Source organism: Niveispirillum sp. BGYR6 (genome assembly GCF_027568365.1).
GTDB lineage: Bacteria > Pseudomonadota > Alphaproteobacteria > Azospirillales > Azospirillaceae > Niveispirillum.
In genome coordinates this window covers 158686-185321 of the sequence record NZ_JANLNL010000008.1, presented here as the reverse complement: position 1 = coordinate 185321, position 26636 = coordinate 158686, and the positions used below count along the sequence as shown (strand labels likewise).

Genomic DNA, 26636 nt, shown 5'->3' with positions numbered 1-26636 from the left:
CTCCGGCGGATCAAACGCGGTCGGAAAGGGGATTGGCCGGGGCGGCATCGGCGCCCAGCCAGTTATTCAGGCGATAGAGGTGGCTCAGCACCTCAGCCACGGCCATCATCGCCTCAATGGGGATGTCGTTGCCCGGCTCCACACTGGCCAGCAGGGCGGCCAGATCGCTGTCCTCCCGCACCGGCACGCCATGGGCAAAGGCCAGATCAACGATGCGTTCAGCCACCGCCCCCCGGCCAGAGGCGACGACGCGCGGCAGGGCATCGTCACCCCGGCGGTATTGCAATGCGGCGGCGCGGGCAGACCCGCGCGGCGGCGCGGCCGGGCGGCAGGCGGGATCATCCCCCATCAGCCACCCCCGCCATAGGAGCGCACCAGGCTTTGCGCCACCAGCAGCCAGCCATCCACCAGCACGAAGAAGATGATCTTGAACGGCAGGGAGATGACAACCGGCGGCAACATCATCATGCCCATGGCCATCAGCACGGCGGCCACGATCATGTCGATGACCAGAAAGGGCAGGAACAGCAGAAAGCCGATTTCAAACGCCCGGCGCAGTTCGGAAATCACGAAGGCCGCCACCAGGGTGCGCAGACCCGGTTCCGCCTTGGCGGCCTCCGGGCCTTTGGGCACCCCGGCAGGGGCGGGCGATCCAGCCAATTGGCTGAAGGCCTGAAAGGCGTCCAGATCCTTGGGCCGGACATGGGTTTTCATGAACTGGCGGAACGGGTCCACCGTGCGTTCCAGCGCCTGTTCCTCGGTGATCTGGCCATCCACCAGCGGCTGCACGCCCTCGGTCCAGGCGCGGTCCATGGTGGGGCCCATGATATAGGCGGTCAGCAGCAGGCCCAGCCCAACCAGCACCATGTTGGGGGGCGTCTGCTGCAGGCCGAGCGCGGAGCGCAGCAGCGACAGCACCACGACGATGCGGGTGAAGCTGGTCACCATCACCAGCAGGCCCGGTGCCACCGACAGCACTGTGACCAGCGCCATGATCTGCACCAGCCGGCCGGAGAAGGAGGCCCCGCCCGTGCCGGCATCCAGCGTGATTGATTGGGCATCCGCCGGCCCCGCCAGCAGCAGCAGGGCCAGACCGGCGGCCAGGGCGAACGCCCCAATCCAGCCAAAGCCGCCATCGGCCGGGGGCGGTTTCAGGGGCCGTCCTTCTGAACGGTGGGGGGATTGCATCAGATCAGCCCAAGCTCGGCCTTGACGATTTCCGTCATGGTGACGCCCAGATTGCCTTCATCGACAATCACCACCTCGCCGCGCGCAATCAGCCGGTCATTGACATAGACATCCACGGCCTCCCCCACCTTGCGGTTCAGTTCCACCACGGCACCGCGCCCCAGTTTCAGCAACTGGCTGACCGGCATGGTGGTGCTGCCCAGCACCACCTGCACATTGACCGGCACGTTGAAGATGGCCTTCAATTCGTCCCGGTCCTGCGGGGCGACGGTTTCTTCGTCACCGGCGGGGGGGAAATTCGCCTGCTGTGCGACCATGGTTTGATCCTTTGTCAATGCCGGTTGGCTGTCGTCGGTTCGGGATATGTCGTCGTCCCGCCCCTCAGGGGCGGGTGATGGTCAGGCGGCTGATGGCGATGGCGACCGCATCGCCCAACTGGCGTTCCAGGCTGCGCGGGCTGTGTTCGGCCCCGCCGCTGCCCCAGTCGGCGCGCGCGGCACCGGCCGGTTGCGTTGCATCGGCGATGATGTTGATCTTGCCCCGGAATCCGGCCTTGGCGGCCAGATCGTCGATCTGCGGGCGCAGCCGTTCGGCGGCCGGCGGGGCCAGCCGCAGATCCAGCACCGGCTGGCCCACGGCGGCGGCCAGCACTTCGGCCAGCAGATTGTCCAGCTCTGCTTCCGCCACCGCATCCAGCAGCGGCGGGGCCAGCCGGCCGACCAGGGCCGTCACCACCCGCACCGTATCCTGTTCCAGCTTGCTGCACAGCGCATCCAGCCGGCTGCCGGCGCTGTTAAGGGCTGCTTCCACGGCGGCCAGCGCCTGGGTCTGCTGGGCTTCCACCGACTGGCGCAGGGCCTGCTGGCCGCGTTCGAACCCGTCGCGGGCGCCCACTTCCAGCCCCTGCTTGAAGGCGCGGTCGCGCACCGCTTCCAGGTCTTCTTCGGTGAAGCCACCCATATGGAAGGCGGGCGGCTGTTCCGGCGGGGTGGCCGGATCATTGCCGATGCTGTCGGCCGGGAACTGCATGTTGAACAGGAAAGGCCGCATGATCAGGAATTCCCTTCATAGATCCAGCCGCGCAGTACGTTCACGCTGTCTTCGGGATGGGTGTCGACCATGGCGGCCAGCCGGCGCAGGGCGGCAGCACTGACCCCGCCTTCCACCGACCGCAGGTCGATCAGGCTGTCCATCTCCTCTTCCAGCGACATGCCGCTGTTATTTTCATCCTCTTCCGCTGCCAGTTTGGCCGGTGCGGCGGCAGCGACGGCATTATTGGGCGGCGGGGCGATCTGCGGCGCGGCGGCGGGCGCCTCGCTGGTCAGTTGCGGGGCACCATCGCCGGCCATGTCGGATGGCACCCCGGCCAGGGCCGGCGTCGGGGCCAGTCCGCGGCCCAGCAAGGGGCGCAGCGCCATGACCACCAGCAGGGTGACCGCCAGGGCGGCGATGCCCCAGGGCAGATAACGCTTCCAGCCCTCATCCGCTGCTGCCACGGCGGCGGCCACTTCGGCCGGCACCGGTTCTTCCAGGAATTGCAGGTTTTCCACCGTCACCTGATCGCCCCGGTCTTCGGAAAAGCCGATGGCCGTGCGCACGACATTTTCCACCTGCCGCAACTCGGCTTCGCTGCGCGGCTGATAGGTGCTGGGCCCGTTGCCGCCGGCCACGTAGGTGCCGTTCACCACCACGGCCACGGCCAGCCGGCGGATATCGCCGGCATCCTGCACCCGCTCGCGCAGTTTGGAGCTGACCTCGTAATTGGTCGTCTCCTCCTCCCGCGCGGTGTCGGAGCGCGACCCGGTGGCCGGCGCATCATTCACATTTTCCAGCGGCAGATTCTGTTCCACCGTCGTGGGTTTTTCCGTCTGCCGGTCGCTGGAATTTTCCCGCTCGCTGACCGTCTGCACCGAGCGTTCGACCCGGCCATTGGGGTCATAGGTCTGTTCGCGCAGGGTTTCGCGGCCCAGATCCAGTTCGGCCGCCACACGCACCCGCACATTGCCGGGGCCGAATTTTGGCACCAGAATTTCCTCAATCGCGCGGGCCAGCCGCTGTTCGGTGCTGGCGCGCAGTTCTTCGGCCCGCACCAGGGCCATGCCGTCGGCAGCGCCATCCTCGGCGGCCAGCACCACGCCTGACCCGTCCATCACCGTCACATTGCCAGGGCGCAGACCCGGCACGGCGGCGGATACCAGATGGCGCACGGCCAGCGCCTGCGACCGTTCCAGCCCCGCCCCCGCCGTGCGCACCACGACGGAGGCCGATGGCGGGGCGGTCTGGGCCTGGAATGTCTCATTATCCGGCAGGGAGAGATGCACGCGGGCCGAGCGCACGCCGTTCAGCGTCTGGATGGTGCGGGCAAGTTCGCCTTCCATGGCGCGCAGCCGGTTCATCTTCTGCATGAAGGAGGTCATGCCCAGCGCCCCCTGGCTGTCAAACAGCTCATAGCCCACACCGCCGGCGCTGGGCAGGCCCTGCTGGGCCAGTTCCATGCGGATGCGGGCGATCTGTTCCACCGGCACGCGGATCACGCCGGCCCCGCCGCCGACCTCGTGCGTCACATTCATGGTCTGCAACTGCGCCAGGATGCGCCCGGCCTCCGCATCGTCCAGCCCGGCATAGAGCACGCCCATGGTGGGACGGGTCACGGTGAAGCCGACAAGCCCCACCGCCAGCAGCACCAGGGCCGCTGTCACGCCCATCAGGGCCAGCCGCTTCGGTCCCAACGCCGTCAGGTTCTGAAGGAGTTTCGCCACGCTGGTGCCTCGGCTCTTTAACGTTTCTGGAAACCGGCCGCGGCTATGTTCAGCCGGTGACCTGGACGCAACCTTAGCCGAGGCACTTTTAACGGGCGTAAAAACGGCGACGGAAAAAGTTCAGACAAATTCACGAAAATACTTCGGAATTGCCCTGTATCTTCTGCGGCGGGATCGACGATGACTGACAGTACATTTGATCGACTTGAAAAGCGTCTGCCCCCGCCGGCCAAGGCGGCCACGCCGGACCGGCGGCGCCTGATGGTGATCGTGGGTGTCGGGCTGGCGGGCGGCGTGCTGGGGCTGGCGGCCGGGCGGCTGACGGCGCTGGAAGATAACAAGCAGGCCGCCGATCAGGCCGCACGGGAAGCCACGGCCGCCCAGTTCGTCACCCTGCCGGAAATGCTGGTCAATCTGCGCGGCACGGCCAGCGTGCGGCTGATGAAGATCGGCGTCACCCTGCAGGTGGCCCCGGACAATAATGCCAAGCTGGCCGCCATGGCGCCGGTGCTGGTGGATGGGCTGCAATCCTATCTGCGTGGCCTGGATGAACATGATCTGGAAGGAAGGCTGGGCGTGGAAACGCTGCGCACGGAAATCCTGCGCCGGGTGCGCCTGCTGGCCGATCCGCTGCCGGTGGAAGGCGTGTTGTTGCGCACCCTGATCCTACAATAGTGGGGGTAGCCATGAGCGATACCGAGATGCCGGGCATGGAAGAAGGTGGCGACGGTGGCGATGATGCCCTGGCCTGGGAATCCATGCTGGGCAGCGAAGGCGACAAGATGTTGAGCCAGAAGGAGATCGACCGCCTTTTGCAGTTCGACGATATTGCCGGTGCCGCACCGCGCAGCGTCATTGACCAGATCGTCAATTCCAGCTTCGTCAATTACGACCGGCTGCCCATGCTGGACGTGATTTTCGACCGGCTGGTCCGCCTGCTCTCCTCCTCCTTCCGCAACATGACCACGGGCAATGTGGAAGTGACGGCGGAGGCCCCGGACTCGGTGCGCTTTGGCGATTTCCTTTCCGGGGTGCCGCTGCCCTCCCTGATCACCGTGGTGAAGGCGGAGGAATGGGACAGCACCCTGCTGCTGACCGTGGATAGCGAGCTGATCTATTCCATCGTCGATATCCTGCTGGGCGGGCGGCGCAGCGAACCGGCCCCCATCGATGGCCGCCCCTATACGGTGATCGAACGCGCGCTCGCCGAACGCGCCATCAAGATGGCGCTGCGCGACCTGTCGGCGGCCTTCGCCCCCCTGACCGTCGTGCAGTTCGCACCGGAGCGGATTGAGACGAACCCGCAGTTCGCCACCATCACCCGGGCCAATAATGCCGCCGTCGCCGTCACCTTCCGCATCATGCTGGATGGGCGGTCAGGGGGGATGAGCCTGCTGATCCCCTATGCCTCGCTGGAACCGGTGCGCAATGTGCTGTTGCAGCAATTCATGGGCGAAAAGTTCGGCCGTGATGCGATGTGGGAAACCCATCTGAAATCGGAACTGCGCCGCACCAATGTGGACCTGTCCGCCGTGCTGGGCCAGGCCACGGTCAATCTGGCCGATATCCTGAACTGGAAGCCCGGCACCCAGTTGAAACTGGATGCACGGCCAGAAACCCGCGCCACGCTGACCTGTGGCCATGTGCAGATGTTCGCCGGCGAAATGGGCCAGCGCAATGGCCGCATCGCCATCCGCATCGAAACCGACCTGGGCGGCCAGGATGAGGTGATCCATGGTCTTCTCAAGCGTTGAGGCGCTGTCCCCCTTCATCAATCTGGCCATGGCAGCGCTGTTTCTCGGCACCCTGTTCTATCTGGTGCGCCTGAACGAGAAGGTGACGGCGATGCGCGGGGCACAGTCGGAACTGCGCACCCTGTTGCGTGCCTGTTCCGATCAGGTGGATGGGGCGGAAAAGGCCATCACCACCATGCGCGGCGTGGCCCAGCAACTGGCGGGCGATCTCGGCCGCTCCCTGGAAGAGGCGGACCGGATGAAGACCGCCATCGATGCCACCACCGCCGATATCGCCGCCATGCTGGCAAGGCTGGAAACGGGGGCGGCGGCGGTGACGGCACAGCCGAACCCGGCGTCCCCGCAAGGGGCCAAGCGCGGCAAACCGGGCAAGCAAGTCCCACCGCAGCAGCGCGGCCCCGTCCGCCCGGCCGGCCCCACCGACCAAGGCGACCGTGCCGCCGCCCTGCGCCTGTTCCGGGAGACATTCCGTGCGCTTTGATGCCAAGAAGCTGGGCCAGGGTCTGGCAAAGGGCTGGCCGGCCAAGCTGCCACGCCCGCGCCTGCTGCCGGTGATGATCACCATCTGCGGTCTGGCCGCCCCGCTTTATGCCGCCTCGGTGGCCGCGTTCGGCGATGATCCGGTGACGGAAAAGCCCCAGGCCGCCGCCACCCCGGCACCGGCCAATGCCCAGGCTTCGGCCGCTGCCTCCGCCAACAGCAGCGCCGATGCCGGGGTGACCGACCTGCTGGCCCGCCCGCCCACCGCCGGCACTGCCAATCTGGCCAGCCTGTCGGCCTGTGAGCCGGGGCTGGCCGACATGCTGACGGCGGAGCGCAAGGCCCTGGCCGAGCGCCGGGCGGAACTGGAGGTGCGGGCGCAGATGCTGGCCGCCGCAGAGGCCAAGGCCCGCGAACAGCTGGCCCGGCTGGAGGCTGCCGGCAAGGAAGTGACCGGCCTGCTGGACCGCCGCGCCAGCATGGCCAAGGCCGATCTGCAACGGCTGGTGGCCATCTATGAAAGCATGAAGCCCAAGGATGCCGCCCGGCTGCTGAATGAAACCGATGCGGAAATCCTGGTGGATCTGATGGATCTGATGCAGGAACGCCGTTCCGCCCCCATTCTGGCGGAAATGGATGCCGCCAAGGTCAACAGCTTGACCCGCACCATGGCCCAGCGCCGCCTGCTGCCGGCCGACCGCAACGGCCCCGCCAGCAAAAACCGCACCCGTGCCACGACGCAGACGGCGGAGCGGCCGTGAAACGGCGCACCGTACATGCGAGGCCGAAAAAGGCGGGCAGCCAGCGCTGTCCGCCTTTTTGCTTTCAAGGCCATTTACATGAATTCTGACATTTGATTGCAGATCAAGCCTAATCGGCGGTCTTTACAGACACGCGGTGAAACCCAGGGCAGGCGCTGGAAAGGGCATTGCATGGCGAACCCCAGAAACTTAATCCGATATAAGAACATTGTGCTTTTGATGGTAGAAATATAGAAAACTCTATTAAAATTAGTAAAATTATACAGAATATGATCAATTGCATCATATAGAATGACAGTAATTACTTTTGGTTGTTTTTATGATAGAAAAAATCCGCACACATCTCGTGTGCAGTCGCCGAGATTCTCTAAATTTTCGGCTGACATGGCAAATCATGCCCATGAATGGAGACAGAAATGGCGGAAATAGCTCTTCCTCTCTTTCGTTATATTGCACCTTCTGTTGGAAACTCCTTAACCCGTATGTATTTGAGTTTCAAATCTGACGGCAAAGGTGTCCCTAAGGGATTTGAACTGGATACTGATCCCATTGCCTTCTTTGCCGGCGTCTCTTCCGATAAGAAGAACTCTGTACCTGTTTACCAATTCACAATTGCCTATCCTACCACAGATAATCCTCAGCGCTTCTATTACAGTACGGATGCGAACCCGTCTTCGGGTTGGATCCTCTACGTAACTGACGAAAATCCGAAGGGCATCGCTTTCTATACACCCACCGAAAAAGATTTAGGCGCTGTACCTGTCAATCACTTCTACTATACATTCAATAATGGCCTTTGGAACAACTGGTATCAAACACTGGGGGATTTGGATAAATGGAAGCTGGCCCCCAATCACCCCATTGCCTTTTATGCTTGGCTGTTGTGATTGCTTCCCGTCAGCGCTTCATTACCCCGTCGGTTCTCCGGCGGGGTAATGGTCCAGCCAGACAGTGGTGCAGACGGCCGCGTTTACGATGAAGAGGACAATGCCCGCTAGCGTTACGTCCGCTAAGGGGGCTTGACCGGCGCAAAAACGCACCGGAGCGGGGGGACATCGCACGCCTTCATAAAAGCCGATGAAGACGCTCGCCCCCTTTTTCCGCTCTCCTCACCGTCACCTCGGCTTTCTCTGCCGTCACCCATGCTGCGGCCGGGGTGACGGTGAAGAAGCGGGATGATGGGCGAGAAAGCCGGGACGACCGCAGAGAAAGCGGGAGCAGCAGAAACCGCCCCCGCCCGGCCCCTTACGAGGCCAACTCGTCCGCGATATTCTCGCTGGTGTCATCCGTGGCGTTGATGGCCTCGGCTTCCTGCTGCACCACGCGCAGGATGCGGGTCAGGAATTCCTGCTGCCACAGGCCACGTTCGGCGGCTTCGGCCTTGGTGGGGGTGAAGGTCTCCACCTCATCGCGGGCAACCATACCCTTGGCGGCCAGCAGGCGCTCCAAGGTATCCAGGCGCTGACGGGTCACCGACAGTTCGGTGGCCAGCGCCATGGTGATGGTCAGCAGCCGTTCGGTTTCCCAATTCTCCAGGAAACGCGGACGCTTGCCGGTGGGCTTGGCGGAGGCGGCGGACAGGGCGAACTGCACGGACATCACTTCACCTCCTTGCGGGCACCAACCACGTGCCAGGCGGCCTTGCGGCCATAATCCTCACCGTCATCCTCGGCGGCGTCGGGGAACACGCTCTTATCGACCACGGCGGTGACGCCGCCATGGATCAGGCTGTCAGCCGGGAAGCCGGCCGCAACCAGCCAGGCATCCAGATCGACCTCGTGCATCTTGGTCCAGAACGGTTCGGCGTTATAGAACGCGTCCCAATCGCGCATGGCCTGTTCGAACAGCGGCATGGTGGCGGCATATTGCGGCTGTTCGACATGGGCGACGATGCCGCCCGGCGCCAGCAGGCGATAGCTTTCCTTGAAGATGCGCTGCATGGAAGCGTAGCTGGTTTCATGCAGGAACATGGTGGACTGCACCCAGTCGAAGCTGCCATCGGCAAACTGGGGCAGGCTTTCCACATTGGCCTGCACGAAGGTGACATTCTTCACCCCCAGGCTCTGCGCCCGGGCCAGACCATAGCGCAGCATCGGCGCGCCGACATCCACGGCCACCACCTCGGCATCCGGGTAGGCTTGGGCGATGGGCAGCACATTGTGGCCCAGGCCGCAGCCAATATCCAGAATGCGCTTGGGCTGGAAGTCCGGCAGGTTCTTCTTCACCCAGCGGGCAACGGCCTGACCGCCGCCATCATTGAAGCGGCCCAACATGCCGCCGGTGGTGGCGAACAGGCCGCAATCATAATTGGCGGCATTGGCCACATCACCCGGACCATATTCGGTGTGATAGCTGCCCGGCATACAATGATGGTCGATGGCTTCCACATAGCGCGGCAGCTTCAGATCCGGGTCCAGCACCAGCCGGTCGGTATCGGCCCCGATCAGGGCGGCGGCGCGTTCCGCCAGCTCTTCCCGCTGGCGCAGGGTGACCCAGCGGCCGGCCTGCTGGCGGGTTTCCATGGTGGAACGGCGCAGCGCCGACCAGAGCTGCCAATAGGGATCCTTGGCCAGGGCCTTGCGCACCTCGTGCCGATCCTTGAAATCGCGGCTGTGCTCCGCCTTGAAGGTGGGGGCGACGCGCTTGTCGAAGGCGGTCTTCACGCCCGGCATCACCTTGCCGGCCAGGAAGCGGTTCATCTGGGCCAGGAAATTGAACCGTTCAATCTCATCATGGGTCAGCGTGGGATAGATGCCATGCTGACCGACCACGCGGTAATCCGGCGGGCCGTCATAGGCGGCCAACGCCGCCTGGGCGCGTGCATCGGTAATGTTACCCGAACCATCCATGCTTGAAGCCTCCTTATTTGCGGCCCCGACCGTCGAGGGCCGGGGCTGATCGCTGGGATGCATGAAGCCTAGGGCCGGTGGGGGCTGATTGCCCCACATCCAATTGTCAAACACTACAAATTTTGTTTGTGTACCGGAATATGTTCGGTCAATTCACAACCGGATTTTGTGCCGATTCTCCCCAGCGTGATTGGACAGCACAGCCAGAAGTTCGGAATATGTCAGGACAAATGGGGTCGCCCCTCAGTGTCTGTCTGGAAAGGTCTCTTTGCTTTCAACTTCACCGTCACCCCGGCGAAGGCCGAGGTGACGGGGGAACAAAGCAAAATCTCTCAGACAGACACTGAAAGGGGCGGCAAGCCCCATGAGCGTTCAACAGGAACAGGATCGGGTCATGGAACTGCTGGGTATGTATTTGGATGAACATTTGGTGCTGCGCTGGCTGCACATCATCGCCATGGCCTATTGGCTGGGCGGGGAATGGGGCGTGTTCAACGCGGCGCGCAATATCGCGCGGCCCGATCTGCCGCTGGATGAACGGCTGCGCCATATGGAAACCGCCTATCGCATTGATATTCTGGCCCGCACCGGTATCATCCTGCTGCTGCCGCTGGGGCTGCATATGGGCAATAATCTGGGTGTGCAGCCGCTGGGCGGCCCCTGGCTTGTGGGCATGTGGATTTTCGTCGCTGGCTGGCTGTCGCTGACGCTGACCGCCTTCTTCCAGCGCGGCAGCGATCTGGGCATCCTGCTGACCAAGCTGGATGAGGCGATCCGGTATTTCGTTATCCCGGCCTTGTTCATCGCCGGTGTCTATAGTCTGGTGACCGGCGGCCCCTTCACGGCGCACTGGTACGCCGCCAAGGCGACCTTGTTCTCCGGCCTGCTGATCATCGGGCTGATCCTGCGCTTTGTGATGCGCGACTGGGTGACCGATTTCCGCAAGCTGGTGTCGGGCGGCCCCAATGCCGCCATTGAACAGAAGATGGCCTCGGCCATGGCGTTTTCCCGCAAGCTTGCCTATTTCTACTGGGCCGGCATCATCACCATGGCCTTCCTGGGCACGGTGAAGCCGATCTGACCTTGCAGGCACAGGCCCGATGGAACTGCGCGATCTGGAATATTTCCTCACCGTGGTGGAAACGGGCAGCCTGACCCTGGCGGCCCGCCAACGGGGCCTGAGCCAGCAGGCTTTATCGAAAAGCCTCGCCCGGCTGGAAAGCGAATTGGGCGTGGCGTTGCTGGAACGCACGCCCAAGGGCATCATGCTGACCCGCATGGGCGAGGCTTTGTTGAGCCGCGCCCAGAATGTGCTGGCGGAGGTGGCGCATTTCCGCCGCGATGTGGATGTGGCGCTGGGGCGCAGCACCACGCAATTTGCCATCGGCCTCAGCCCCATCGCCGCATCCGGCATCGGGCGGCACGCGGTCAGCGCCCTGTTGCGGCGCTTCCCGCGCCTGGTGTTGAAGGTGGAACCGGGCACGGCCCCGCATTTCGTGCGGCTGCTGCTGGCCGGTGAGATCGATCTGGCCGTCACCACCGGCATCCCCGGCATCGACCCGCAGATCATGGCCACCAGCTTAGGCGATGAGCGCTGGTTGGTGGTGGGGCGGGTGGGCAACCCCAAGCTGGCAGCGGCCCGTTCCATCGCCGATCTGGCCGATGCCGACTGGATTTTCGGCAAGCTGCCGGACGGGCTGGATGAACGGGTGGACCAGCATTTCATGGATGCCGGCATTCCCCCCATCCAGCCGCGCATTTCCACCAGCACCAGCCATTTCGGGATGCAGATGCTGGGCAGCAGCGACATGCTGGCCATTCTGCCGCATTCCATGGTGGAAGGGGTGCCGGGTCTGGTGGGGCGCGATCTGGCGGATGGGCGCTGGACCACGCCGCTGGTGCTGCTCCGCCGCCGCCGCGCCACCCTGACACCGGTGGAAACCGAGATGATCGACCTGCTGCGCCAGGAGGCGGGGCGGTTGCGGGAGATGGCGGGGGGTGGGTGAGTGGCTGTTTTTTTCCTTAACACCATCCAGCCGCTGCGCGTCGGCACAGGCTTTAAGTAACTTTCCGTCCCCTTCACGCCCCTTCTACCGTCACCCCGGCGGAGGCCGGGGTCCAGGGGCCACGGGCGCCTCGCTCTACGAAACTGGACCCCGGCCTCCGCCGGGGTGACGGTAGAGAGAGAGAGGAAAGCGGAGCGAGCATATTGATTTCAGTACATTGAAAATTAACGACAAACCCTTCCAAAGACGCTGAACCCAAAAAGGAACACCCCATGCCCAGCGGTGCCGCCCCGCGTTACCAGCAGATTGCCCAGATGCTGCGCGCCCAGATCGGCAATGGCACCTATAAGGTGGGCGATACGCTGCCGACCGAGCATGAGCTGTGCGCGCTCTATGATATTTCCCGCCACACGGTGCGCGATGCGCTGCGCCTGTTGACCGATGAAGGGCTGGTCAGCCGCAAGCGGCGGGCCGGCACGGTGGTGACGGCCCCGCCGGAACCGGCCATGTTCGTGCAGCCGCTGGGCGGCTTTCAGGATCTGCTGCAATATGTGCGCAGCGCCCGGCTGGGCGTCATCTATTACGGCCCCGCCCCCGCCGATGGTCTGGCCGCCACCATCCAGGTGGACCCGGCGCAATGGCGCGAACTGCGCGGCCGGCGTGGCAATGGTGCCAAGACGGTGGGGCTGACCCGCATGTTGATTCGGGGTGATTGCGCGCCCGATCCGGGGGAGATCGTGGCCGCCGCCACCGTGGCCGATGCCATTGAAACGCGGTTTGGCGTGGCCGCCAGCCGCATCGACCAGCAGATCAGCGCCATTGTGCTGGATAGCCTGCTGGCGCAGTTGCTGGGCACGGCCACGGGCAGTGCAGCGCTGCTGACCCGGCGGCTCTATCTCGATGCCCAGGGGCATCTGTTCCTGGCCAGCGAAACCGTCCACCCCGCCGACCGCTTCGTTTATTCCATGAGTTACAGCCGGGAGCGGGGGGAGCACTGAGCTTCACCCCTCCGCCTCTGCCGCCAGCAAAGCGCGTTTGCGCTCCACGCCCCAACGATAGCCTGACAGGTTGCCATCATGGCGCACCACGCGATGGCAGGGGATGGCCACGGCGATCTTGTTGGCAGCACAGGCCTGGGCGACGGCGCGCACGGCCTTGGGCTCCCCGATGCGGGCGGCGATGTCGGCATAGCTGGCGGTCTGGCCTACCGGGATTTCCCGCAGCGCCTGCCAGACCCGTTGCTGAAACGCCGTGCCCTGCACATCCAGCGGCAGGTCCAGCCCCAGGCGCGGTGCTTCGACAAAGCCCACCACGCGGGCGACCAGCCGTTCAAATTCGCCATCCCCGCCCACCAGATGGGCGCGGGGGAAACGGTCCTGCAGGTCGCGCAACAGCGCCTCCGGGTCATCCCCCAGCGTGATGGCGCAGATGCCCTTGTCCGAACAGGCGACCAGCAGGGCGCCCAGCGCGCACTGGGCCAGCGCAAAACGGATGGAAACATCCTGGCCGCCGCGCTTGAACCGGGTGGGGGTCATGCCCAGCAGCTGGTCGGATTTCTCATAAAACCGGCTGTTGGCGTTGAAGCCGGCCTCGTAAATGGCGCGGGTGACGCTGCCCCCGGCATCGGCCAGTTCGGCCCGCACCCGGCTTGCCTGTTGCGCCGTGGCATATTGTTTGGGCGTCAGGCCGGTGGCGGCCTTGAACTGGCGGTGAAAGTAAAACGGGCTCCAGCCCATCTGGGCCGCCAGATCGTCCAGCCGGGGCGGGGTTTCCGCCGCTTCGATCCGGCGGCAGGCTTCCGCCACGATGGCAGCATTGGCGGCGGCCAGCGACGGACCGCGCGGGTTGCAGCGCCGACAGGGGCGCAGGCCCGCCGCCTCTGCCGCCGCACAGCTTGCATGGAAACTGACATTTCCCGGCTTGGGCAGGCGCGAGGGGCAGGTGGGCCGGCAATAAACCCCCGTCGTCTTCACGCCATAGAAAAACTGTCCCTCTGCCGCCGGGTCGCGGGCCTGTAACTGGGCCCAACGTGGGTCATTTTCGATGGTGCTTGGCTGGTCTTTCATATCCGGCATCTCTTTCGGGCCTGTCATGGTCCCCTTCCCTATCAGGCCCTTGCCCGCTGCCCACTCCGCCGCTTGCTCTCAAATTCGCTGCCGCAGTTCCAGGGCAAAAAACGGAGCGCGGCAAGGGCCACTCTGCCGGCATGGTCGCCCCCGTCATTGGCCATAAACCAACAAGGGATCAGCAAACATGACACAGCTTGCGGGCAAGGTCGCCATCATCACCGGCGCCAGTTCCGGCATCGGCTATGCGGCGGCACGGCTGTTCGCCCGGCAAGGCGCCCGGCTGGTGCTTGTCGCCCGGCGGGAGGCCGCCCTGGCCGAACTGGCGGCGGAGATCGCGGCGGCGGGCGGTGAGGCCATCCCGGTGGCCGGCGATGTCGCCGAGGAGGCAACGGCCGTGGCGGCGGTGAAAATGGCGGTGGAGCGGTTCGGCGGGCTGGACATTGCCTTCAACAATGCTGGCACCCTGGGGGAGAATGCGCCGCTGGCCGGCCTGAGCCTGGAGAACTGGCGCCATGTGCTGGATGTCAACCTGACCAGCGCCTTTCTGGCCGCGCGCTATCAGGTTCTGGCCATGCTGGAACGCGGCGGCGGATCGCTGATCTTCACCTCCAGCTTTGTCGGCCATACGGTGGGCTTTCCCGGCATGGCCGCCTATGCGGCCGCCAAGGCGGGGCTGGGCGGGCTGGTGCAGGTGATCGCGGCGGAATATGGGCCGCATAATATCCGCGCCAATGCCCTGTTGCCCGGCGGCACCGACACGCCCATGGGCAGGGCGGCGGCCGCCACGCCGGAGGCACGGCAGTTCGTGGAGGGCTTGCACGCGCTGAAACGGCTGGCCGACCCGGCGGAAATCGCCCAGGCGGCGCTCTATCTGGCATCGGATGCCGCCAGCTTCGTCACCGGTACCAGCCTGCTGGTCGATGGCGGGGTGTCCATCACGCGGGGGTGAGTCTGTTTTGTCCTCAGCCGGCGGTCGCCGGCCTCCAAGGGGCATCGACATGCCCCTTGGTTTCCCTGTCCTCAGGCGACAGGGGCGGCCGCGGCCTCCACCCGGTTGCGGCCGCCGCGTTTGGCGTTGTAGAGCGCCTCATCCGCTGCCTTTATCAGCCTTTCCCAGGGCAGGCCGGGGGCAAGGGTGGCGTGGCCGATGCTGACGGTGCAGGACAAAGCCCCCTCATCCCCCTCCACCTGCAACAGCGCCACCGCCGCCCGCACCCGCTCCGCCACGGCCGCCGCCGTGGCCGCATCAGCATCGGGCAGCATGATGGCAAATTCCTCACCCCCCACGCGGGCCACCATGTCGCCGGTCCGCACCCCGTCGGTCAATGCCCCCGCCACCGCCTTCAGCAGCCGGTCACCCATGCCGTGGCCCCAGCGGTCATTGACGCTTTTGAAATGGTCGATATCCACCATCAGCACACTGAGCGGCGCGCGCCGTGAGGCGGCACTGCCGATCAGCCTTTCCGCCTTTTCCCACAGGGCGCGGCGGTTGGCCACCCCGGTCAGCGGATCCTCCGTCGCCTGCCGCACCAGCGTCGCCTCCAGCCGGCGACTGATCATCCAGAGAAAACCCACCGTCATGGTGAAGGTGATGACCGACCGCAGCAGCAGGGAGATGGCAGAGGTCGGATCGCTCAACGACCCCATCAAGGCGGCATCCGGCCGCAACGCCCAGGCCGCTTGCCAGACCACCCGGGTCAGCAGCAGCAACACCCAGAGCAGCTGGAACCCCGCCACCATCCAGGCGGCCGGGCGCAGCCAGGGCTCCGCCCGGCGCAGCAACAGCCAACTGCCCATCCCGGCCAGCAAGGCCCGCGACAGGCAGCCAAGCACGATATTGAGGGAGAGATTATATTCCACCGCCAGCGTGAAGGCGACCTTGGCCAGCGACAGCAACGCTGCCGGCAGCAGCGGCCAGAGATCATGCCTGGAACCGCCCAGCAAGCGATGCAGGCTGAGAAAGGCGATCGCCGCCCCCAGATCGATCAGCAGATTGCCGCCCAGGCTGAAATAGGCATCCAGACTGGGGGAGGGGCGCTGGACCAGGACAATGAACCCAGCCGTATAGACCAAGTTCGACAGCCCCCACAGGGACAATGCCGCCCCTGCCCGTAATGATCGCCCCGCCACAAACAGACAGACGCCGGCCGTCAGATGCAAAAGCATATTGACCAGCAACAGGGTCACCACACTCATGCCGCCCCCAGGTAGTGCCACCCTGTTGTTCTAACAATTTAGGGCACATTTGAGGAAATGTTCTTTCCTGCAATCCCCTACAGCAGAAATGATGGCACAAAAACCCCATGGCGGAACAGTCTCTTGGCTCAGGAATTACCGGCGGCGGGGGCGTGCGCGGTACGCAGGAAGGTCAAGACCTCCACCACCAGCCGGCCCCAGATTTCCAGGCTGGCCAGAATCTGGTCACCGCTGATGCCCACGGCCAGCACATCCATTTCCAGCACCAGGAAATCATCGCGCTGGAACAGCCGGCCGAAACGCTTCTGCCGGTTCCATTCATTCAGGATGTTGCCATCCACCGGCTTTTCGGTCTGGACCATCAGGTTGAAGCTGAAATCGCCATGGCGCTGCCCGTCATCGGCCTGCATCAAGCCGCCGGGCCGCACATTGAAGGCCAGCCCGCCAATGGAAGAACGCAGCACCGGCGCACCATTGGGCAACGTCTCCAGCGTGGCCGACAGGCCCAGCCGTTCCATCGCCGTTTCAAGATCGGCAATGGCCACGCCGCGCAGCAACTTGTCCAACATCACAAAATGCCTTCTACCCATTCAATGCAGGCCATCCCGACGGGAAGACCCTCCAAACCAGGGTAGAGCCCCCTTGGCAGACGGGGAACCCCCTTTTCAGGTCCGGCGCTTCAGGGCAGGCAGGAAAAAGCAGGCCAGCAGGGCCAGCGCGAACAGCAGCAGCAACAGCCGGAAAGCATCCTGAAAGGCGTGGGCCAGTGCCTCCGGCCCCAGCAGGCCGGCGGTACGGTGGCTGGCCTCCCGCAGGGAAATCAGGCTGTTCAGGCCGGCAATGGCCACCGCCCCGCCCAACATGCGCACCAGATTGAAAATACCGCTGGCATCGGGCACCAGCCGGGGGGTGACGCGGGCAAAGCTGATGAAGCTGACCGGCGGGAAGATGAAGGAAATGGCGATGGCGCGCAGCACCTGCGGGCCGGTGAAATCCCCCTGCCCCCAGCCGGTGCCAACCCCTGCCAGCCACCAGGATGCCGCCAGGAAACAAGCCAGCGCCAGCCCCAGCAGCAGGCGCGGTTCCACCCGGTCGCTGGCCCAGCCGACCAGCGGGGTGAGGACGAGCTGCGCCAAGCCAGAAACCCCCATGACGACGCCGATGGTGACGGGGTCGAAATGCAGCACCCGGTCCATGAACAGCACCTGCAGGAACACGGTGCCGAACAGGCCCACCCCGATCAGGGTGGAATATAAGCTGCCGATGATGAAAAGCGGCTGGCGGAAGGGCGCCATATCCAGCACCGGATGCGGGGCAAAGCGCAGCCGCAGGCCCAGCAGCAGGGCGGATACCAGGGCCACCGCACTGGACATACCGATGGTTGCGCTGTCGAACCAGCCATGGCGGTGGCCTTCCTCCAGCACATAAATACCGGCACCCAGCGCCAAGGTCAGCAACAGGGTGCCCGTCAGGTCGATATGGCGGGCCAGCGACCAGTCGGGCTTGTCCCAATTGATGCTGTACCAGCCGATCAGCATGATCAGCGGGGCGGGGAAGATATTGATCAGGAACAGCCAGTGCCAGGAGAGTGCCGCCGTGACCAGCCCGCCCAGCGTCGGCCCGAAGGTGGGGGCCAGCGTGCCCAGCACGGTGACGGCCGCCATGGCCGCCCCGCGCCTGCCATCGGGAAACAGGCGGAACACGGCCACGAAGATGGCCGGCACCATCGATCCACCCATGAAACCCTGGATGGCGCGGCCCACCACCATGGCATCCATGCTGCTGGCAAGGGCACAGCCGATGCTGGCCAGCGCGAAGCCGCCGGCGGAGAGCATGAACAGGTATCGGCTGGACAGGATGCGCGTCAGCATCCCGGTCAGCGGGATCATCAGCACCTCGCCGATCAGATAGCTGGTCTGGACCCAACTGATCTGATCGGCGCTGGCCTTCAGCCCATCGCGGATGGGGCCGAGGGAGGCGGCGACGATCTGGACATTCAAGATGGCCAGGAACATGCCCAGCCCCAGCGCACCGAAGCCCAGCATCTGGCGACGGCTGGGCATCTGGCCGGCGGCTGGGGCCGCGTCAGTGCTCACTTTTCATTCGGCGGATAGGGGGCGCCGGCCACGAAGCCCTTGGGCAGGCCGGCATCGGGCGTGAAGCCGTAAAGCTCGGTCTCCGGCAGGGCTTGCTTCACGATATCCCGAACGGCCAGCAGCTTTTCCAGGTCGATGCCGGTGTCAAAGCCCATGGCCGCCAGCATGAACACCAGATCTTCGGTAACGATATTGCCCGACGCCCCCGGCGCGAAGGGGCAGCCGCCGATGCCGCCGAGCGAAGCATCCAGCGTGGTGATGCCCTCTTCCAGTGCCACCAGCGCATTGGCCAGCCCCAGCCCGCGCGTATTGTGCAGATGCACGCCGCTGCAGGCATGGTCGCCCACCAAGCCGCGCACGGCGCGGATCATGGAACGAAGCTGCGCCGGGTTGGCGTAACCGGTGGTGTCGGACAGGCCCACCTCATCACAGCCGGCCTTCATCAGGGCCTCGGCGATTTCCAGCACCTTTTTCTGCGGCACCACCCCTTCCAGGGTGCAGCCAAAGGCGGTGGAAAGCCCGCCTTCGAATTTGGGCCGGCTTTCCGGCGGCAGGGCCTTGATACGCTCGGCAATGGCCGCCGTTTCTTCCAGCATCTGCGCATGGGTACGGCGGACATTGCGCAGGGAATGGGTTTCCGACACGGACAGCGGGATGGTGATCTTATGGGCACCCGCCGCAATGGCCGCTTCCGCGCCCTTAAGATTTGGCACAAGAACGGCCACCGTCAGCCCCGGAATGGTGCGGGCATAGGCGACGATTTCCGCCGTATCGGCCAGTTGCGGCAGCACCTTGGCCGGGACGAAGGAACCAACCTCAATCTCCCGCACGCCGGCGGCGGCTTCGGCCGCGATCCAGGCTTTCTTGGCCGCCGTCGGCATGATCGGGGTGATGCTCTGCAGCCCGTCGCGGGGGCCTACCTCGGAGATTTCAATAAACGTGCCGGCCATGGCTCAACCCTCCGCCTGGGCGATCAGGCCACGGGCCTGCAGGTCATCGATGCGGGCGGTGTCATAGCCCAGTTCGGCCAGCACCTGCCGGCTGTGCGCGCCCGGCTTGGCCAGATCATGGCTGATGGTCGGGCGCTTGCCGTCAATTTCCACCGGCAGGGCTGGCAGGCGGATGGAACGCTGATCATCGGGCAGATGCAGTTCCAGCAGGCCGCCGGATTCCACCAGATGCGGATCTTCAAACAAATCTTCCGGCCGGTTGATCGGAGCAAACGGCAGGCCGATTTCTTCCAGCTTTTGCAGCAGTTCGGCCTTGGTGAAATTCTGGAACAGTTCCTGAACGCGCGGGATCACCCGGTCACGCGCCTGCACGCGGCCATTATTCTTGGCCAGCGTCTCATCGGCGGCGAAATCATCCAGGCCGAACGCCTTGCAGAAGCTGACCCACTGGCCATCCGTCACCACGCCGACAAAGACGATCTCATCTTCCTTGGTGCGGAACTGGTCATAGATGGCCCAGGCGGAAATGCGCACCGGCATCGGGCGGGCAGCGTTACCAGTCACGGCATATTGGGCCATATGCTGGCCGACCATGAAGACGCAATTTTCAAACAGGGCCGATTTCACCGTCTGGCCGCGGCCCAGCGTGCCGCGCTGGATCAGGGCGGCCAGCACGCCGATCACCCCGAACAGCCCGCCCATCACATCGATCACCGACGATCCGGCGCGCAAGGGCCGGCCCGGCGGGCCAGTCATATAGGCAAGGCCGCCCATCATCTGCGCCACCTCATCCAGGGCGGCGCGATGTTCATAGGGGCCGGACAGGAAGCCCTTGGCCGAGCAATAGACCAGATTGGGGTTGCGGGCGGCCAGCGCCTTTTCCCCGAAGCCCAGCGCCTCCATGGCGCCGGGGCGGAAATTTTCGATCAGCACATCGGCCTTGTCGATCAGGTCAAAGGCGATCTGCTTGCCCTCCTCCGACTTCAGGTCGACGGAAAGGCTGCGCTTGTTGCGGCCATACATGGGGAAATAGCCAGAGCCAGCCCCCAGCAGGCGGCGGGTATTGTCGCCGCCGATCGGTTCCACCTTGATGACATCGGCGCCCAGATCGCCCAGCACCATGCCGACCGTCGGTCCCATCACCATATGGGTGAATTCCACCACTTTCAGCCCGGCCAGCGGCAGGGGGGCGGTGCTGTTATCGTTCGGCATTTCAATCCCTCAAAAAGGAAAATCAGGCAAACATCCAGGGATGGCGGGTGCGGTAGGCACCCTCGAATTCCGTAATGGCGGGCAGCCGCTTCAGGGTGACACCGATGGCATCCAGCCCTTCCAGCAGCATTTCCCGATCCGCCGGGGCAATGCTGAAGGAAAGCGTGCGCCCGTCTGCGCTGTGGACAGTCTGGCCATCCAGATCGATGGCCAGCGGGGCGGGACCGGCAGCCTCCACCAGGGAAGCCACCTCCGGTTCCGGCAGCACCAGCGGCAGAATGCCGTTGCGCACGCAATTGCCCTGGAAAATCGCCCCGAAGCTGGGGGCGATGACACAGCGCACCCCATAATCCTTCAGGGCCCAGACGGCATGTTCGCGCGAGGAACCGCAGCCGAAATTGGCCCCGGCCAGCAGGATCGGCGCTTGGCGGAAGGGCGCGCGGTTCAGCACGAAATCAGGGTTTTCCACCCGGTTCGCCACGTCGCTGTAACGCCAGTCGGCGAACATGCCCTCCCCCAAGCCTTCCTTGGAGACGCGCTTCATTTCGCGGGACGGGATGATGGCATCCGTATCCACATTGGCGCGGAACAAAGGGGCGGCGATGCCGGTCAGGCGGATGAATTTTTCCATGGGTTCAAGCCTCCACCGGCTGGGCGGCCAGCGCGCGGGCATCGGCGATGCGACCGGCAATGGCCGATGCCGCCACCGTGACCGGACTGGCCAGATGCGAGCGGGTGCCCGGTCCCTGGCGGTTTTCAAAATTGCGGTTGGTGGAGGTCACCACCCGCTCACCCTTGCCGAAACTCTCGCCCCCGGCGAAGAAGCACATGGAACAGCCGCTTTCGCGCCATTCAAACCCGGCATCCAGGAAGATCCGATGCAGACCCTCCGCCTCCGCCGCTGCCTTCACCAGACCGGAACCGGGCACGCAGATGGCGCGCACGCCGGGGGCGACATGCCGGCCCTTCAGGATGGCGGCAGCGGCCCGCAGGTCTGACAGGCGGCTGTTGGTGCAACTGCCGATGAAGGCGCCGTCGATGGGCAGCCCTGCCAGCGCCTGCCCCGGCTCCAGCCCCATATAGGTCAGCGCCCGGCGTTGGGCCTCGGCCGCGTTGGCATCGGCAGCATGGGCGGGATCAGGCACCAAACCCGTGACCGGTAACGCATGTTGCGGGCTGGTGCCCCAGGTGATGGTGGGGGCGAGGCTGGCGCAATCCACCACGATTTCCTTGTCGAAAATCGCACCGGCATCGGTCACCAGATCGGCCCAATCGGCCAGGGCCTGATGCCAAGCCATCCCCTTGGGCGCGAAGGGCCGCCCCTCCACCCAGGCGATGGTCTTGGCATCGGGCGCGCACAGGCCAGTCCAGGCGGCGAATTCGACGGCCATGTTGCACAGGGTCATGCGCGCTTCCACCGACAGGGCAGAAACGGCGGACCCGGCAAATTCAATGGCATAGCCCGCCCCGCCACCGGCCCCATGGGCGGCGATCAGGTGCAGGATCATGTCCTTGGCGCCGACACCGGCCGGCAATTCCCCTTCAAACCGCACCCGCATCTGACGCGGGCGGCGCACCACCAGCGTCTGGGTGGCCAGCGCGTGCGCCGCCTCTGACGAGCCAATGCCCCAGGCCAAAGCCCCTAAACCGCCCTGGGTACAGGTATGGCTGTCCGGGCAGACCAGGGTCAGCCCCGGCAGGGCGATGCCCTGTTCTGGCGACACCACATGCACAATGCCCTGGCGGTTATCGCCAATATCGAAGATGCGGATGCCGGCGGCATTGGCCGCCGCACGGGTTTCGCGGATGAAGGCTTCGCCGCCCGGCATCAGGGTTTCATCACCGCGACCCGGCCGCGTATCGACAATATGGTCCATACAGACAAAGGCACGGTCCGGGTGCCGCACGGCACGGCCCTGTTCCGCCAGCCCCTTCAGCGCGATGGAGCCGGTGCGCTCATGCAGCAGCACCCGGTCGATGTAAAGCAGGTCCGTCCCATCGCCCAGATCGGCGACGCAATGCCGTGACCATAACTTTTCCACCAACGTTTTCGCCATGAGAGATTGCCCCAACCCCGAGAACCATGCCCGATAGGATCGGGCCTTAAATGGTATATTGATATACCCTTATCAGCACCAGGGCGGCTTGTCACCCGCGATAATGGCTTTGACCGTACCGTGGCGCCCCTATCGGGCGGACATAAGGGGGATGGGCATGGAACCTATGTGCCGGGCGGGGTTGGTGCGGCGGGAAATGGGGGTTAAGTCAGACCATGCTGACGATGATGATATAGGTCTGCTCGCATGTTCCGTTTCCTGCGCACGGTGATCGACCCGTTCCTGCTGGCCCTGTTGACCACGGTCGGGCTGGCCGCCTTGTTTCCCGCCAGCGGGGCGCTGGTGGGGTGGGTCGATGTGGCGGCGGATATCGCCATCGCGCTGTTGTTCTTCTTCCACGGTGCCAAGCTGTCGCGCGAAGCGATCATGGCCGGGATCGGGCATTGGCGGCTGCACCTGACGGTGCTGGCCACCACCTTTGTGCTGTTCCCCCTGTTGGGGCTGGGCATGGGGCTGCTGCCGGCATGGCTGTTGTCACCGGGCATCGCCGGGGGCCTGCTTTACCTCTGCCTGCTGCCCTCCACGGTGCAAAGCTCCATCGCCTTTACCTCCATGGCCGGCGGCAATGTGCCGGCGGCCATCTGTTCGGCCTCCGCCTCCAACCTGCTGGGCATCTTCATCACCCCGGTGCTGGTCGGCCTGCTGATGCAGACCAACGGGGAGGCGGGGATTTCGCTGCACGCCATCGAATCGATCCTGCTGCAATTGCTGGTGCCGTTTGTCGGCGGCCATTTGCTGCGCCCGCTGATCGGTGCGTTCGTGGCGCGGCATAAGCAGCTGATCGGCTACAGCGACCGGGGTTCGATCCTGCTGGTGGTCTATTCCGCCTTCAGCGCCGCCGTGGCCGAAGGGCTGTGGCACAAGGTGGCGCCCTTTGATCTGGTCACAATTCTGGTAGCCAGCACCGTGCTGCTGGCGCTGGTGCTGAGCCTGTCGGCCCTGGCCGGGCGGCTGCTGGGCTTCAACCGGGCGGACCGCATCACGCTGATCTTCTGCGGGTCGAAGAAAAGCCTCGTCTCCGGCGTGCCGATGGCCGGCGTGCTGTTTTCCGCCGGTCAGGTGGGGCTGCTGATCCTGCCGCTGATGATCTTCCACCAGATCCAGCTGATCGTCTGCACCTGGCTGGCCAGCCGCTTCCGGGCTGGCGGCCAGCCAGACTGAAGATGTGGATCAATCCAGCGGCGGCACCGGGCGGGGGCGGCCCTCCCCATCAATGGCGACGAAGGTGAACAGCGCCTCCGTCACCTTGAATCGCTCCTCCCCCTCCCGGCTGCGGCGCCAGGCCTCCACATGGATTTTCATGGAGGTGCGGCCGACATGGGTGATGTCGGCATAAAGGCTCACCTCATCCCCCACCAGCACGGGGCGATGGAACACCATGGCATCCACCGCGATGGTGGCACAGCGGCCGCGCGCCCGGCGGGCAGCGGCATTGCCGGCAGCCAGATCCATCTGCGCCATCAGCCAGCCGCCGAAAATATCGCCGGCCGGGTTGGTATCCCCCGGCATGGCAATGGTGCGCACCGCCGGTTCCACTGGGCAGCCATTGGGGGTTGTCTTCGCGATATCCGGCATCATCCAATCCTGGCACGGGTCTTGTCGCCAACCATGTCAGCCGGCGGGATTGGACGCAAGAAAGCTTGCACGCCGCCGATACATTTCGATTTTAAATCTATTGTCAAATCTTTATCCTGGATGGACAGACCTGCCATCACAGGCGTTAGAAGGCTGAAAATTGCTGCAACCAAAAACAATGCCCAGGCTTTACCATAATTGGCTGGGCTTCATGGGAACCCTGGTCAGGCAATCACATGCGTAACAGGAACCGGCCGACAGGATGGGCAATGCCGGACAGGTGGAAAGCCAAAATGGTGATGGGTGGGAACAAGGGCGATGCGGTTGCCAGCCTGGATGCGGCCGCGATCTGGGTGATTGAACAGGCCGTCACCCTGCTGGAACAACCGCCGGCCGGACGCGATGGCCTGTCTGTGCTGTCGGAAACACTGGCCGCGCAATGGGGCGTGGCGCTGACGGTGCCGCCGGCCCTGAACAGCGAGCGTTATCTGGCCCTGTTCCAGATTGGCCGTGATGGCATCAGCCACCGGATCCAGACGCTGCACCGCGCCTGGGATGATGGGGTGCTTTATGAATTATGGCAGGTGACGGCGGGCGATGGCGGCCCGGCGCCGCAGGCCCTGTTCATCACCACCCGATCCAGCGATCTGGAAGAGGTGCGCCAGGTACGGCGGGCCAGCCGGCATTTCCCCGGTGCCATCACCAGCGATGCGGGCAAGCAATTGCCCCTGCCCCTGGGCAACCGCCGGCTGCTGGATGATATGCGCCCCTGGCTTTTCCCCGACAGTTTCCCCGCCAGCGCCCTGGCGGATGGCGGGAACGACCCGGCCTGAGCCGCAGAGCGCCCGGCCCCCACCGGGCGCGTGGCAACCATGCCGGGCGGCAAGGTGTTTCCTGCTTGCACCAGGCATCGCCGGTGATCAAATAGGCGGCAAAGCCATTCTTCATGGAAAGCAGGGGGCCGATCCCATGTCCGCACGTGCGCCCGCCCAGAACACAGACTTCGTGTCCCAGCTCGACCCGATCTGGGCCGCCCTGCGCGCCGAGGCGCAGCAGGCGGTGGTGGCGGAACCCTTGATGGCCAGCCTGTTCTATGGCGCCATCCTGAACCAGCCCAATCTGGAATCGGCCGTCATCCACCGCATCGCCAACCGGCTGCACCATACCGACATGCCGGCCGAACTGCTGGTGCAGGCGCTGCAGACGGCGGTGGAGGCAGAGCCGGAACTGGGCCAGGTGTTCCGCGCCGACATTGCCGCCGTGCTGGACCGTGACCCGGCCTGCGGCCGCCATATCGAACCGGTGCTGTATTTCAAGGGCTTCCAGGCGCTGGAGACGCACCGGCTGGCCCATCGGCTGTGGCATATGGGACGGCGCGACGTCGCCTATTACCTGCAGAGCCGCTCTTCCGTCGTCTTCGGTGTGGATATCCACCCGGCCGCCCGTTTCGGGCGGGGGGTGATGATTGACCACGCCACCGGCGTGGTGGTGGGGGAAACCGCCGTGGTCGGCGACAATGTTTCCATGCTGCACGGGGTCAATCTGGGCGGCAATGGCAAGGAACATGGCGACCGCCACCCCAAGATCGGCTCCGGCGTGCTGCTGGGCGCCAATGCCAAGGTGCTGGGCAATATCCGCATCGGCGATTGCGCCCGCGTGGCCGCCGGTTCGGTGGTGCTGCGCGATGTGCCGCCCTGCGTCACCGTGGCCGGTGTCCCCGCCAAGGTGGTGGGGGAAGCCGGGTGCGCCAACCCGGCCCGCGTGATGGACCATGTGTTTGCCGATTATGTGAATGCCGGCGCGGATATCTGACCCCCCCTTCCGTCCTATCTCCACCGCATGGGGGAAATCTGTGACGGATATCCTTGCAGTGCAGCGGATAGACGATAATCTAGGACTGGATTGATGTGCAGGCGCCGCCGCCCCGCTGGGTGCGGCCCGTCTATGACGTTTGGATAGAATGCGTGTGGATGCAAATCCGGCGGGATGATCCAAAGGGGATGACGGATGGCGGCGGGCGAAGAGGGATTTGGCAAGATGATCAGATTGACCCGGATCGGTGACCGGTCACTCGACAGCACCGAACGATCGGTGGAAAGCCGGGCAGCAGAGGCTCGCCAGCCCGATGGCCGCAGCGGGGACGCCTCGCCTGCCAGCACTGTGGCACTCTATCGGGATATTGCCCGCGTCATCGACCATATGCAGCGCCGCCTGCATGATGTGGTGCGGGTGGAACTGGGCCGGATTGGTGTGGATGATATCAGCCCGATGCAGGTGCTGATGCTGCTGAATATCGGGGAAGACGAACTGTCGGTCCGTGACCTGATGGAGCGCGGCTATTATCTGGGCTCCAATGCCAGCTATAATCTGAAGCATCTGGTCGAACAGGGCTATGTCGACCGCGCCGCCTCGCAACGCGACCGCCGCGCCGCCCGGCTGCGCCTGTCGGAAAAGGGCGAATGGCTGTGTACGGAAATCGGCAAGCTGGAAAACCGGCAGGCCACCCAGTTGCTGCGCAACCAGGCCGATGGTACCGACCTGGAAACCACCTACCGTATGCTGCGCCGGCTGGAGCGCATGTGGGGGGATATCGTCCGCTATGACGGCCGCGGCCAGGACTGACG

The 26636-nt window shown here is 64.7% G+C and carries 29 protein-coding genes; 13 read left to right on the top strand and 16 right to left on the bottom strand.

The features are described 5' to 3' along the window. Positions 1-10: 10 nt before the first annotated feature. The 5 genes from PCJ49_RS17180 to fliF all read right to left on the bottom strand — a co-directional run bounded on the left by PCJ49_RS17180 (position 11) and on the right by fliF (position 3947). The gene (locus tag PCJ49_RS17180) at positions 11-349 is read right to left on the bottom strand and encodes an EscU/YscU/HrcU family type III secretion system export apparatus switch protein (protein WP_269912010.1); all 339 of its coding nucleotides are present in this window, start codon (positions 347-349) and stop codon (positions 11-13) included. Continuing rightward, the gene (gene fliP / locus PCJ49_RS17175; RefSeq protein WP_269912009.1) at positions 349-1188 is read right to left on the bottom strand and encodes a flagellar type III secretion system pore protein FliP; all 840 of its coding nucleotides are present in this window, start codon (positions 1186-1188) and stop codon (positions 349-351) included. The genes PCJ49_RS17180 and fliP overlap by 1 nt, the downstream gene beginning before the upstream one ends. Further along, positions 1188-1505: a flagellar motor switch protein FliN gene (gene fliN, locus PCJ49_RS17170; RefSeq protein ID WP_244559509.1), complete on the bottom strand. Its 318-nt coding sequence runs from the start codon at positions 1503-1505 to the stop codon at positions 1188-1190. The genes fliP and fliN overlap by 1 nt, the downstream gene beginning before the upstream one ends. Positions 1506-1569: 64 nt before the next feature. Beyond that, entirely contained in the window at positions 1570-2238 is a 669-nt protein-coding gene (locus PCJ49_RS17165; protein ID WP_269912008.1) for a hypothetical protein, read from the bottom strand. A 2-nt stretch (positions 2239-2240) separates the two neighbouring features. Beyond that, on the bottom strand, positions 2241-3947 hold the full coding sequence (gene fliF / locus PCJ49_RS17160) for a flagellar basal-body MS-ring/collar protein FliF (protein ID WP_269912007.1): 1707 nt from the start codon (positions 3945-3947) through the stop codon (positions 2241-2243). 180 nt (positions 3948-4127) lie between these two features. On the opposite strand from fliF, the gene PCJ49_RS17155 reads away from it, so the two are divergent. The 5 genes from PCJ49_RS17155 to PCJ49_RS17135 all read left to right on the top strand — a co-directional run bounded on the left by PCJ49_RS17155 (position 4128) and on the right by PCJ49_RS17135 (position 7829). Continuing rightward, the gene (locus PCJ49_RS17155) at positions 4128-4622 is read left to right on the top strand and encodes a flagellar basal body-associated FliL family protein (RefSeq protein WP_089288154.1); all 495 of its coding nucleotides are present in this window, start codon (positions 4128-4130) and stop codon (positions 4620-4622) included. An 11-nt stretch (positions 4623-4633) separates the two neighbouring features. Continuing rightward, entirely contained in the window at positions 4634-5701 is a 1068-nt protein-coding gene (gene fliM / locus PCJ49_RS17150; protein WP_247878491.1) for a flagellar motor switch protein FliM, read from the top strand. Then, a complete protein-coding gene (locus tag PCJ49_RS17145) occupies positions 5682-6182 on the top strand; it encodes a DUF6468 domain-containing protein (RefSeq protein WP_269912006.1) in 501 nt (166 codons plus the stop codon). Before fliM ends, PCJ49_RS17145 begins: the two co-directional genes overlap by 20 nt. Continuing rightward, complete coding sequence (locus PCJ49_RS17140; RefSeq protein WP_269912005.1) at positions 6172-6942, top strand: hypothetical protein; 771 nt, start codon at positions 6172-6174, stop codon at positions 6940-6942. The genes PCJ49_RS17145 and PCJ49_RS17140 overlap by 11 nt, the downstream gene beginning before the upstream one ends. Positions 6943-7358: 416 nt before the next feature. Then, positions 7359-7829 (top strand): hypothetical protein, encoded by a 471-nt coding sequence (locus tag PCJ49_RS17135; protein WP_269912004.1) that lies wholly within the window; start codon positions 7359-7361, stop codon positions 7827-7829. Positions 7830-8187: 358 nt separating this feature from the next. On the opposite strand, the gene PCJ49_RS17130 is transcribed toward PCJ49_RS17135, so the two are convergent. Together PCJ49_RS17130 and PCJ49_RS17125 are read right to left on the bottom strand one after the other, a co-directional pair. After that, positions 8188-8541 (bottom strand): hypothetical protein, encoded by a 354-nt coding sequence (locus PCJ49_RS17130; RefSeq protein ID WP_269912003.1) that lies wholly within the window; start codon positions 8539-8541, stop codon positions 8188-8190. After that, positions 8541-9791: a class I SAM-dependent methyltransferase gene (locus PCJ49_RS17125; RefSeq protein WP_269912002.1), complete on the bottom strand. Its 1251-nt coding sequence runs from the start codon at positions 9789-9791 to the stop codon at positions 8541-8543. The genes PCJ49_RS17130 and PCJ49_RS17125 overlap by 1 nt, the downstream gene beginning before the upstream one ends. Before the next feature lie 364 nt (positions 9792-10155). Here PCJ49_RS17125 and PCJ49_RS17120 point away from each other — a divergent pair, with 364 nt between their 5' ends. From PCJ49_RS17120 to PCJ49_RS17110, 3 genes are all read left to right on the top strand, one after another. Then, positions 10156-10872: a hypothetical protein gene (locus tag PCJ49_RS17120; RefSeq protein WP_269912001.1), complete on the top strand. Its 717-nt coding sequence runs from the start codon at positions 10156-10158 to the stop codon at positions 10870-10872. A 19-nt stretch (positions 10873-10891) separates the two neighbouring features. Next, positions 10892-11797 (top strand): LysR family transcriptional regulator, encoded by a 906-nt coding sequence (locus PCJ49_RS17115; protein WP_269912000.1) that lies wholly within the window; start codon positions 10892-10894, stop codon positions 11795-11797. Between the two features lie 272 nt (positions 11798-12069). Continuing rightward, positions 12070-12795: a GntR family transcriptional regulator gene (locus PCJ49_RS17110; protein WP_269911999.1), complete on the top strand. Its 726-nt coding sequence runs from the start codon at positions 12070-12072 to the stop codon at positions 12793-12795. A 3-nt stretch (positions 12796-12798) separates the two neighbouring features. Here PCJ49_RS17110 and ada read toward each other — a convergent pair whose 3' ends face one another. After that, complete coding sequence (gene ada, locus PCJ49_RS17105; protein ID WP_269911998.1) at positions 12799-13890, bottom strand: bifunctional DNA-binding transcriptional regulator/O6-methylguanine-DNA methyltransferase Ada; 1092 nt, start codon at positions 13888-13890, stop codon at positions 12799-12801. Positions 13891-14050: 160 nt separating this feature from the next. Here ada and PCJ49_RS17100 point away from each other — a divergent pair, with 160 nt between their 5' ends. Next, positions 14051-14815: an SDR family oxidoreductase gene (locus PCJ49_RS17100; RefSeq protein ID WP_269911997.1), complete on the top strand. Its 765-nt coding sequence runs from the start codon at positions 14051-14053 to the stop codon at positions 14813-14815. A gap of 71 nt (positions 14816-14886) precedes the next feature. Here PCJ49_RS17100 and PCJ49_RS17095 read toward each other — a convergent pair whose 3' ends face one another. From PCJ49_RS17095 to PCJ49_RS17065, 7 genes are all read right to left on the bottom strand, one after another. Continuing rightward, entirely contained in the window at positions 14887-16062 is a 1176-nt protein-coding gene (locus PCJ49_RS17095) for a GGDEF domain-containing protein (RefSeq protein ID WP_269911996.1), read from the bottom strand. Positions 16063-16190: 128 nt separating this feature from the next. Beyond that, positions 16191-16631: a YbjN domain-containing protein gene (locus PCJ49_RS17090; protein ID WP_089288164.1), complete on the bottom strand. Its 441-nt coding sequence runs from the start codon at positions 16629-16631 to the stop codon at positions 16191-16193. Positions 16632-16727: 96 nt separating this feature from the next. Further along, complete coding sequence (locus PCJ49_RS17085) at positions 16728-18125, bottom strand: DHA2 family efflux MFS transporter permease subunit (RefSeq protein WP_269911995.1); 1398 nt, start codon at positions 18123-18125, stop codon at positions 16728-16730. A gap of 29 nt (positions 18126-18154) precedes the next feature. Continuing rightward, positions 18155-19108 carry a hydroxymethylglutaryl-CoA lyase gene (locus tag PCJ49_RS17080; RefSeq protein ID WP_269911994.1) on the bottom strand — a complete coding sequence of 318 codons (954 nt, stop codon included), beginning with the start codon at positions 19106-19108 and terminating at the stop codon, positions 18155-18157. Between the two features lie 3 nt (positions 19109-19111). Continuing rightward, positions 19112-20320 carry a CaiB/BaiF CoA-transferase family protein gene (locus tag PCJ49_RS17075; RefSeq protein ID WP_269911993.1) on the bottom strand — a complete coding sequence of 403 codons (1209 nt, stop codon included), beginning with the start codon at positions 20318-20320 and terminating at the stop codon, positions 19112-19114. Between the two features lie 22 nt (positions 20321-20342). Next, positions 20343-20951: a 3-isopropylmalate dehydratase small subunit gene (gene leuD / locus PCJ49_RS17070; RefSeq protein WP_269911992.1), complete on the bottom strand. Its 609-nt coding sequence runs from the start codon at positions 20949-20951 to the stop codon at positions 20343-20345. A gap of 4 nt (positions 20952-20955) precedes the next feature. After that, the gene (locus tag PCJ49_RS17065; protein ID WP_269911991.1) at positions 20956-22377 is read right to left on the bottom strand and encodes a 3-isopropylmalate dehydratase large subunit; all 1422 of its coding nucleotides are present in this window, start codon (positions 22375-22377) and stop codon (positions 20956-20958) included. A gap of 246 nt (positions 22378-22623) precedes the next feature. Here PCJ49_RS17065 and PCJ49_RS17060 point away from each other — a divergent pair, with 246 nt between their 5' ends. Then, positions 22624-23598 (top strand): bile acid:sodium symporter family protein, encoded by a 975-nt coding sequence (locus PCJ49_RS17060; protein WP_269911990.1) that lies wholly within the window; start codon positions 22624-22626, stop codon positions 23596-23598. A 9-nt stretch (positions 23599-23607) separates the two neighbouring features. Here the strand turns inward: PCJ49_RS17060 and PCJ49_RS17055 are convergent, their stop codons facing one another. Then, positions 23608-24015: an acyl-CoA thioesterase gene (locus PCJ49_RS17055; protein WP_269911989.1), complete on the bottom strand. Its 408-nt coding sequence runs from the start codon at positions 24013-24015 to the stop codon at positions 23608-23610. Positions 24016-24305: 290 nt separating this feature from the next. Here PCJ49_RS17055 and PCJ49_RS17050 point away from each other — a divergent pair, with 290 nt between their 5' ends. The 3 genes from PCJ49_RS17050 (at position 24306) to PCJ49_RS17040 (ending at position 26634) form a co-directional block, all read left to right on the top strand. Then, positions 24306-24845 carry a hypothetical protein gene (locus tag PCJ49_RS17050; RefSeq protein WP_269911988.1) on the top strand — a complete coding sequence of 180 codons (540 nt, stop codon included), beginning with the start codon at positions 24306-24308 and terminating at the stop codon, positions 24843-24845. Positions 24846-24981: 136 nt separating this feature from the next. Next, a complete protein-coding gene (gene cysE / locus PCJ49_RS17045; RefSeq protein WP_269911987.1) occupies positions 24982-25824 on the top strand; it encodes a serine O-acetyltransferase in 843 nt (280 codons plus the stop codon). A 225-nt stretch (positions 25825-26049) separates the two neighbouring features. Further along, a complete protein-coding gene (locus PCJ49_RS17040) occupies positions 26050-26634 on the top strand; it encodes a MarR family transcriptional regulator (RefSeq protein WP_269911986.1) in 585 nt (194 codons plus the stop codon). Positions 26635-26636: the final 2 nt, after the last annotated feature.

What these genes read in the sequence shown, in the direction of transcription:
- fliN (WP_244559509.1), bottom strand. Translation starts at nt 1,505, where the DNA reads ATGGTCGCACAGCAGGCGAATTTCCCCCCCGCCGGTGACGAAGAAACC.
- PCJ49_RS17060 (WP_269911990.1), top strand. Translation starts at nt 22,624, where the DNA reads ATGTTCCGTTTCCTGCGCACGGTGATCGACCCGTTCCTGCTGGCCCTG.
- PCJ49_RS17155 (WP_089288154.1), top strand. Translation starts at nt 4,128, where the DNA reads ATGACTGACAGTACATTTGATCGACTTGAAAAGCGTCTGCCCCCGCCG.
- fliM (WP_247878491.1), top strand. Translation starts at nt 4,634, where the DNA reads ATGAGCGATACCGAGATGCCGGGCATGGAAGAAGGTGGCGACGGTGGC.
- PCJ49_RS17130 (WP_269912003.1), bottom strand. Translation starts at nt 8,541, where the DNA reads ATGTCCGTGCAGTTCGCCCTGTCCGCCGCCTCCGCCAAGCCCACCGGC.
- PCJ49_RS17090 (WP_089288164.1), bottom strand. Translation starts at nt 16,631, where the DNA reads ATGTTGGACAAGTTGCTGCGCGGCGTGGCCATTGCCGATCTTGAAACG.
- PCJ49_RS17095 (WP_269911996.1), bottom strand. Translation starts at nt 16,062, where the DNA reads ATGAGTGTGGTGACCCTGTTGCTGGTCAATATGCTTTTGCATCTGACG.
- PCJ49_RS17100 (WP_269911997.1), top strand. Translation starts at nt 14,051, where the DNA reads ATGACACAGCTTGCGGGCAAGGTCGCCATCATCACCGGCGCCAGTTCC.
- PCJ49_RS17145 (WP_269912006.1), top strand. Translation starts at nt 5,682, where the DNA reads ATGGTCTTCTCAAGCGTTGAGGCGCTGTCCCCCTTCATCAATCTGGCC.
- PCJ49_RS17180 (WP_269912010.1), bottom strand. Translation starts at nt 349, where the DNA reads ATGGGGGATGATCCCGCCTGCCGCCCGGCCGCGCCGCCGCGCGGGTCT.
- PCJ49_RS17065 (WP_269911991.1), bottom strand. Translation starts at nt 22,377, where the DNA reads ATGGCGAAAACGTTGGTGGAAAAGTTATGGTCACGGCATTGCGTCGCC.
- PCJ49_RS17120 (WP_269912001.1), top strand. Translation starts at nt 10,156, where the DNA reads ATGAGCGTTCAACAGGAACAGGATCGGGTCATGGAACTGCTGGGTATG.
- PCJ49_RS17125 (WP_269912002.1), bottom strand. Translation starts at nt 9,791, where the DNA reads ATGGATGGTTCGGGTAACATTACCGATGCACGCGCCCAGGCGGCGTTG.
- PCJ49_RS17110 (WP_269911999.1), top strand. Translation starts at nt 12,070, where the DNA reads ATGCCCAGCGGTGCCGCCCCGCGTTACCAGCAGATTGCCCAGATGCTG.
- PCJ49_RS17075 (WP_269911993.1), bottom strand. Translation starts at nt 20,320, where the DNA reads ATGCCGAACGATAACAGCACCGCCCCCCTGCCGCTGGCCGGGCTGAAA.
- fliP (WP_269912009.1), bottom strand. Translation starts at nt 1,188, where the DNA reads ATGCAATCCCCCCACCGTTCAGAAGGACGGCCCCTGAAACCGCCCCCG.
- PCJ49_RS17135 (WP_269912004.1), top strand. Translation starts at nt 7,359, where the DNA reads ATGGCGGAAATAGCTCTTCCTCTCTTTCGTTATATTGCACCTTCTGTT.
- PCJ49_RS17165 (WP_269912008.1), bottom strand. Translation starts at nt 2,238, where the DNA reads ATGCGGCCTTTCCTGTTCAACATGCAGTTCCCGGCCGACAGCATCGGC.
- ada (WP_269911998.1), bottom strand. Translation starts at nt 13,890, where the DNA reads ATGACAGGCCCGAAAGAGATGCCGGATATGAAAGACCAGCCAAGCACC.
- PCJ49_RS17055 (WP_269911989.1), bottom strand. Translation starts at nt 24,015, where the DNA reads ATGATGCCGGATATCGCGAAGACAACCCCCAATGGCTGCCCAGTGGAA.
- PCJ49_RS17050 (WP_269911988.1), top strand. Translation starts at nt 24,306, where the DNA reads ATGGTGATGGGTGGGAACAAGGGCGATGCGGTTGCCAGCCTGGATGCG.
- cysE (WP_269911987.1), top strand. Translation starts at nt 24,982, where the DNA reads ATGTCCGCACGTGCGCCCGCCCAGAACACAGACTTCGTGTCCCAGCTC.
- leuD (WP_269911992.1), bottom strand. Translation starts at nt 20,951, where the DNA reads ATGGAAAAATTCATCCGCCTGACCGGCATCGCCGCCCCTTTGTTCCGC.
- PCJ49_RS17115 (WP_269912000.1), top strand. Translation starts at nt 10,892, where the DNA reads ATGGAACTGCGCGATCTGGAATATTTCCTCACCGTGGTGGAAACGGGC.
- PCJ49_RS17040 (WP_269911986.1), top strand. Translation starts at nt 26,050, where the DNA reads ATGATCAGATTGACCCGGATCGGTGACCGGTCACTCGACAGCACCGAA.
- PCJ49_RS17080 (WP_269911994.1), bottom strand. Translation starts at nt 19,108, where the DNA reads ATGGCCGGCACGTTTATTGAAATCTCCGAGGTAGGCCCCCGCGACGGG.
- PCJ49_RS17085 (WP_269911995.1), bottom strand. Translation starts at nt 18,125, where the DNA reads ATGCCCAGCCGTCGCCAGATGCTGGGCTTCGGTGCGCTGGGGCTGGGC.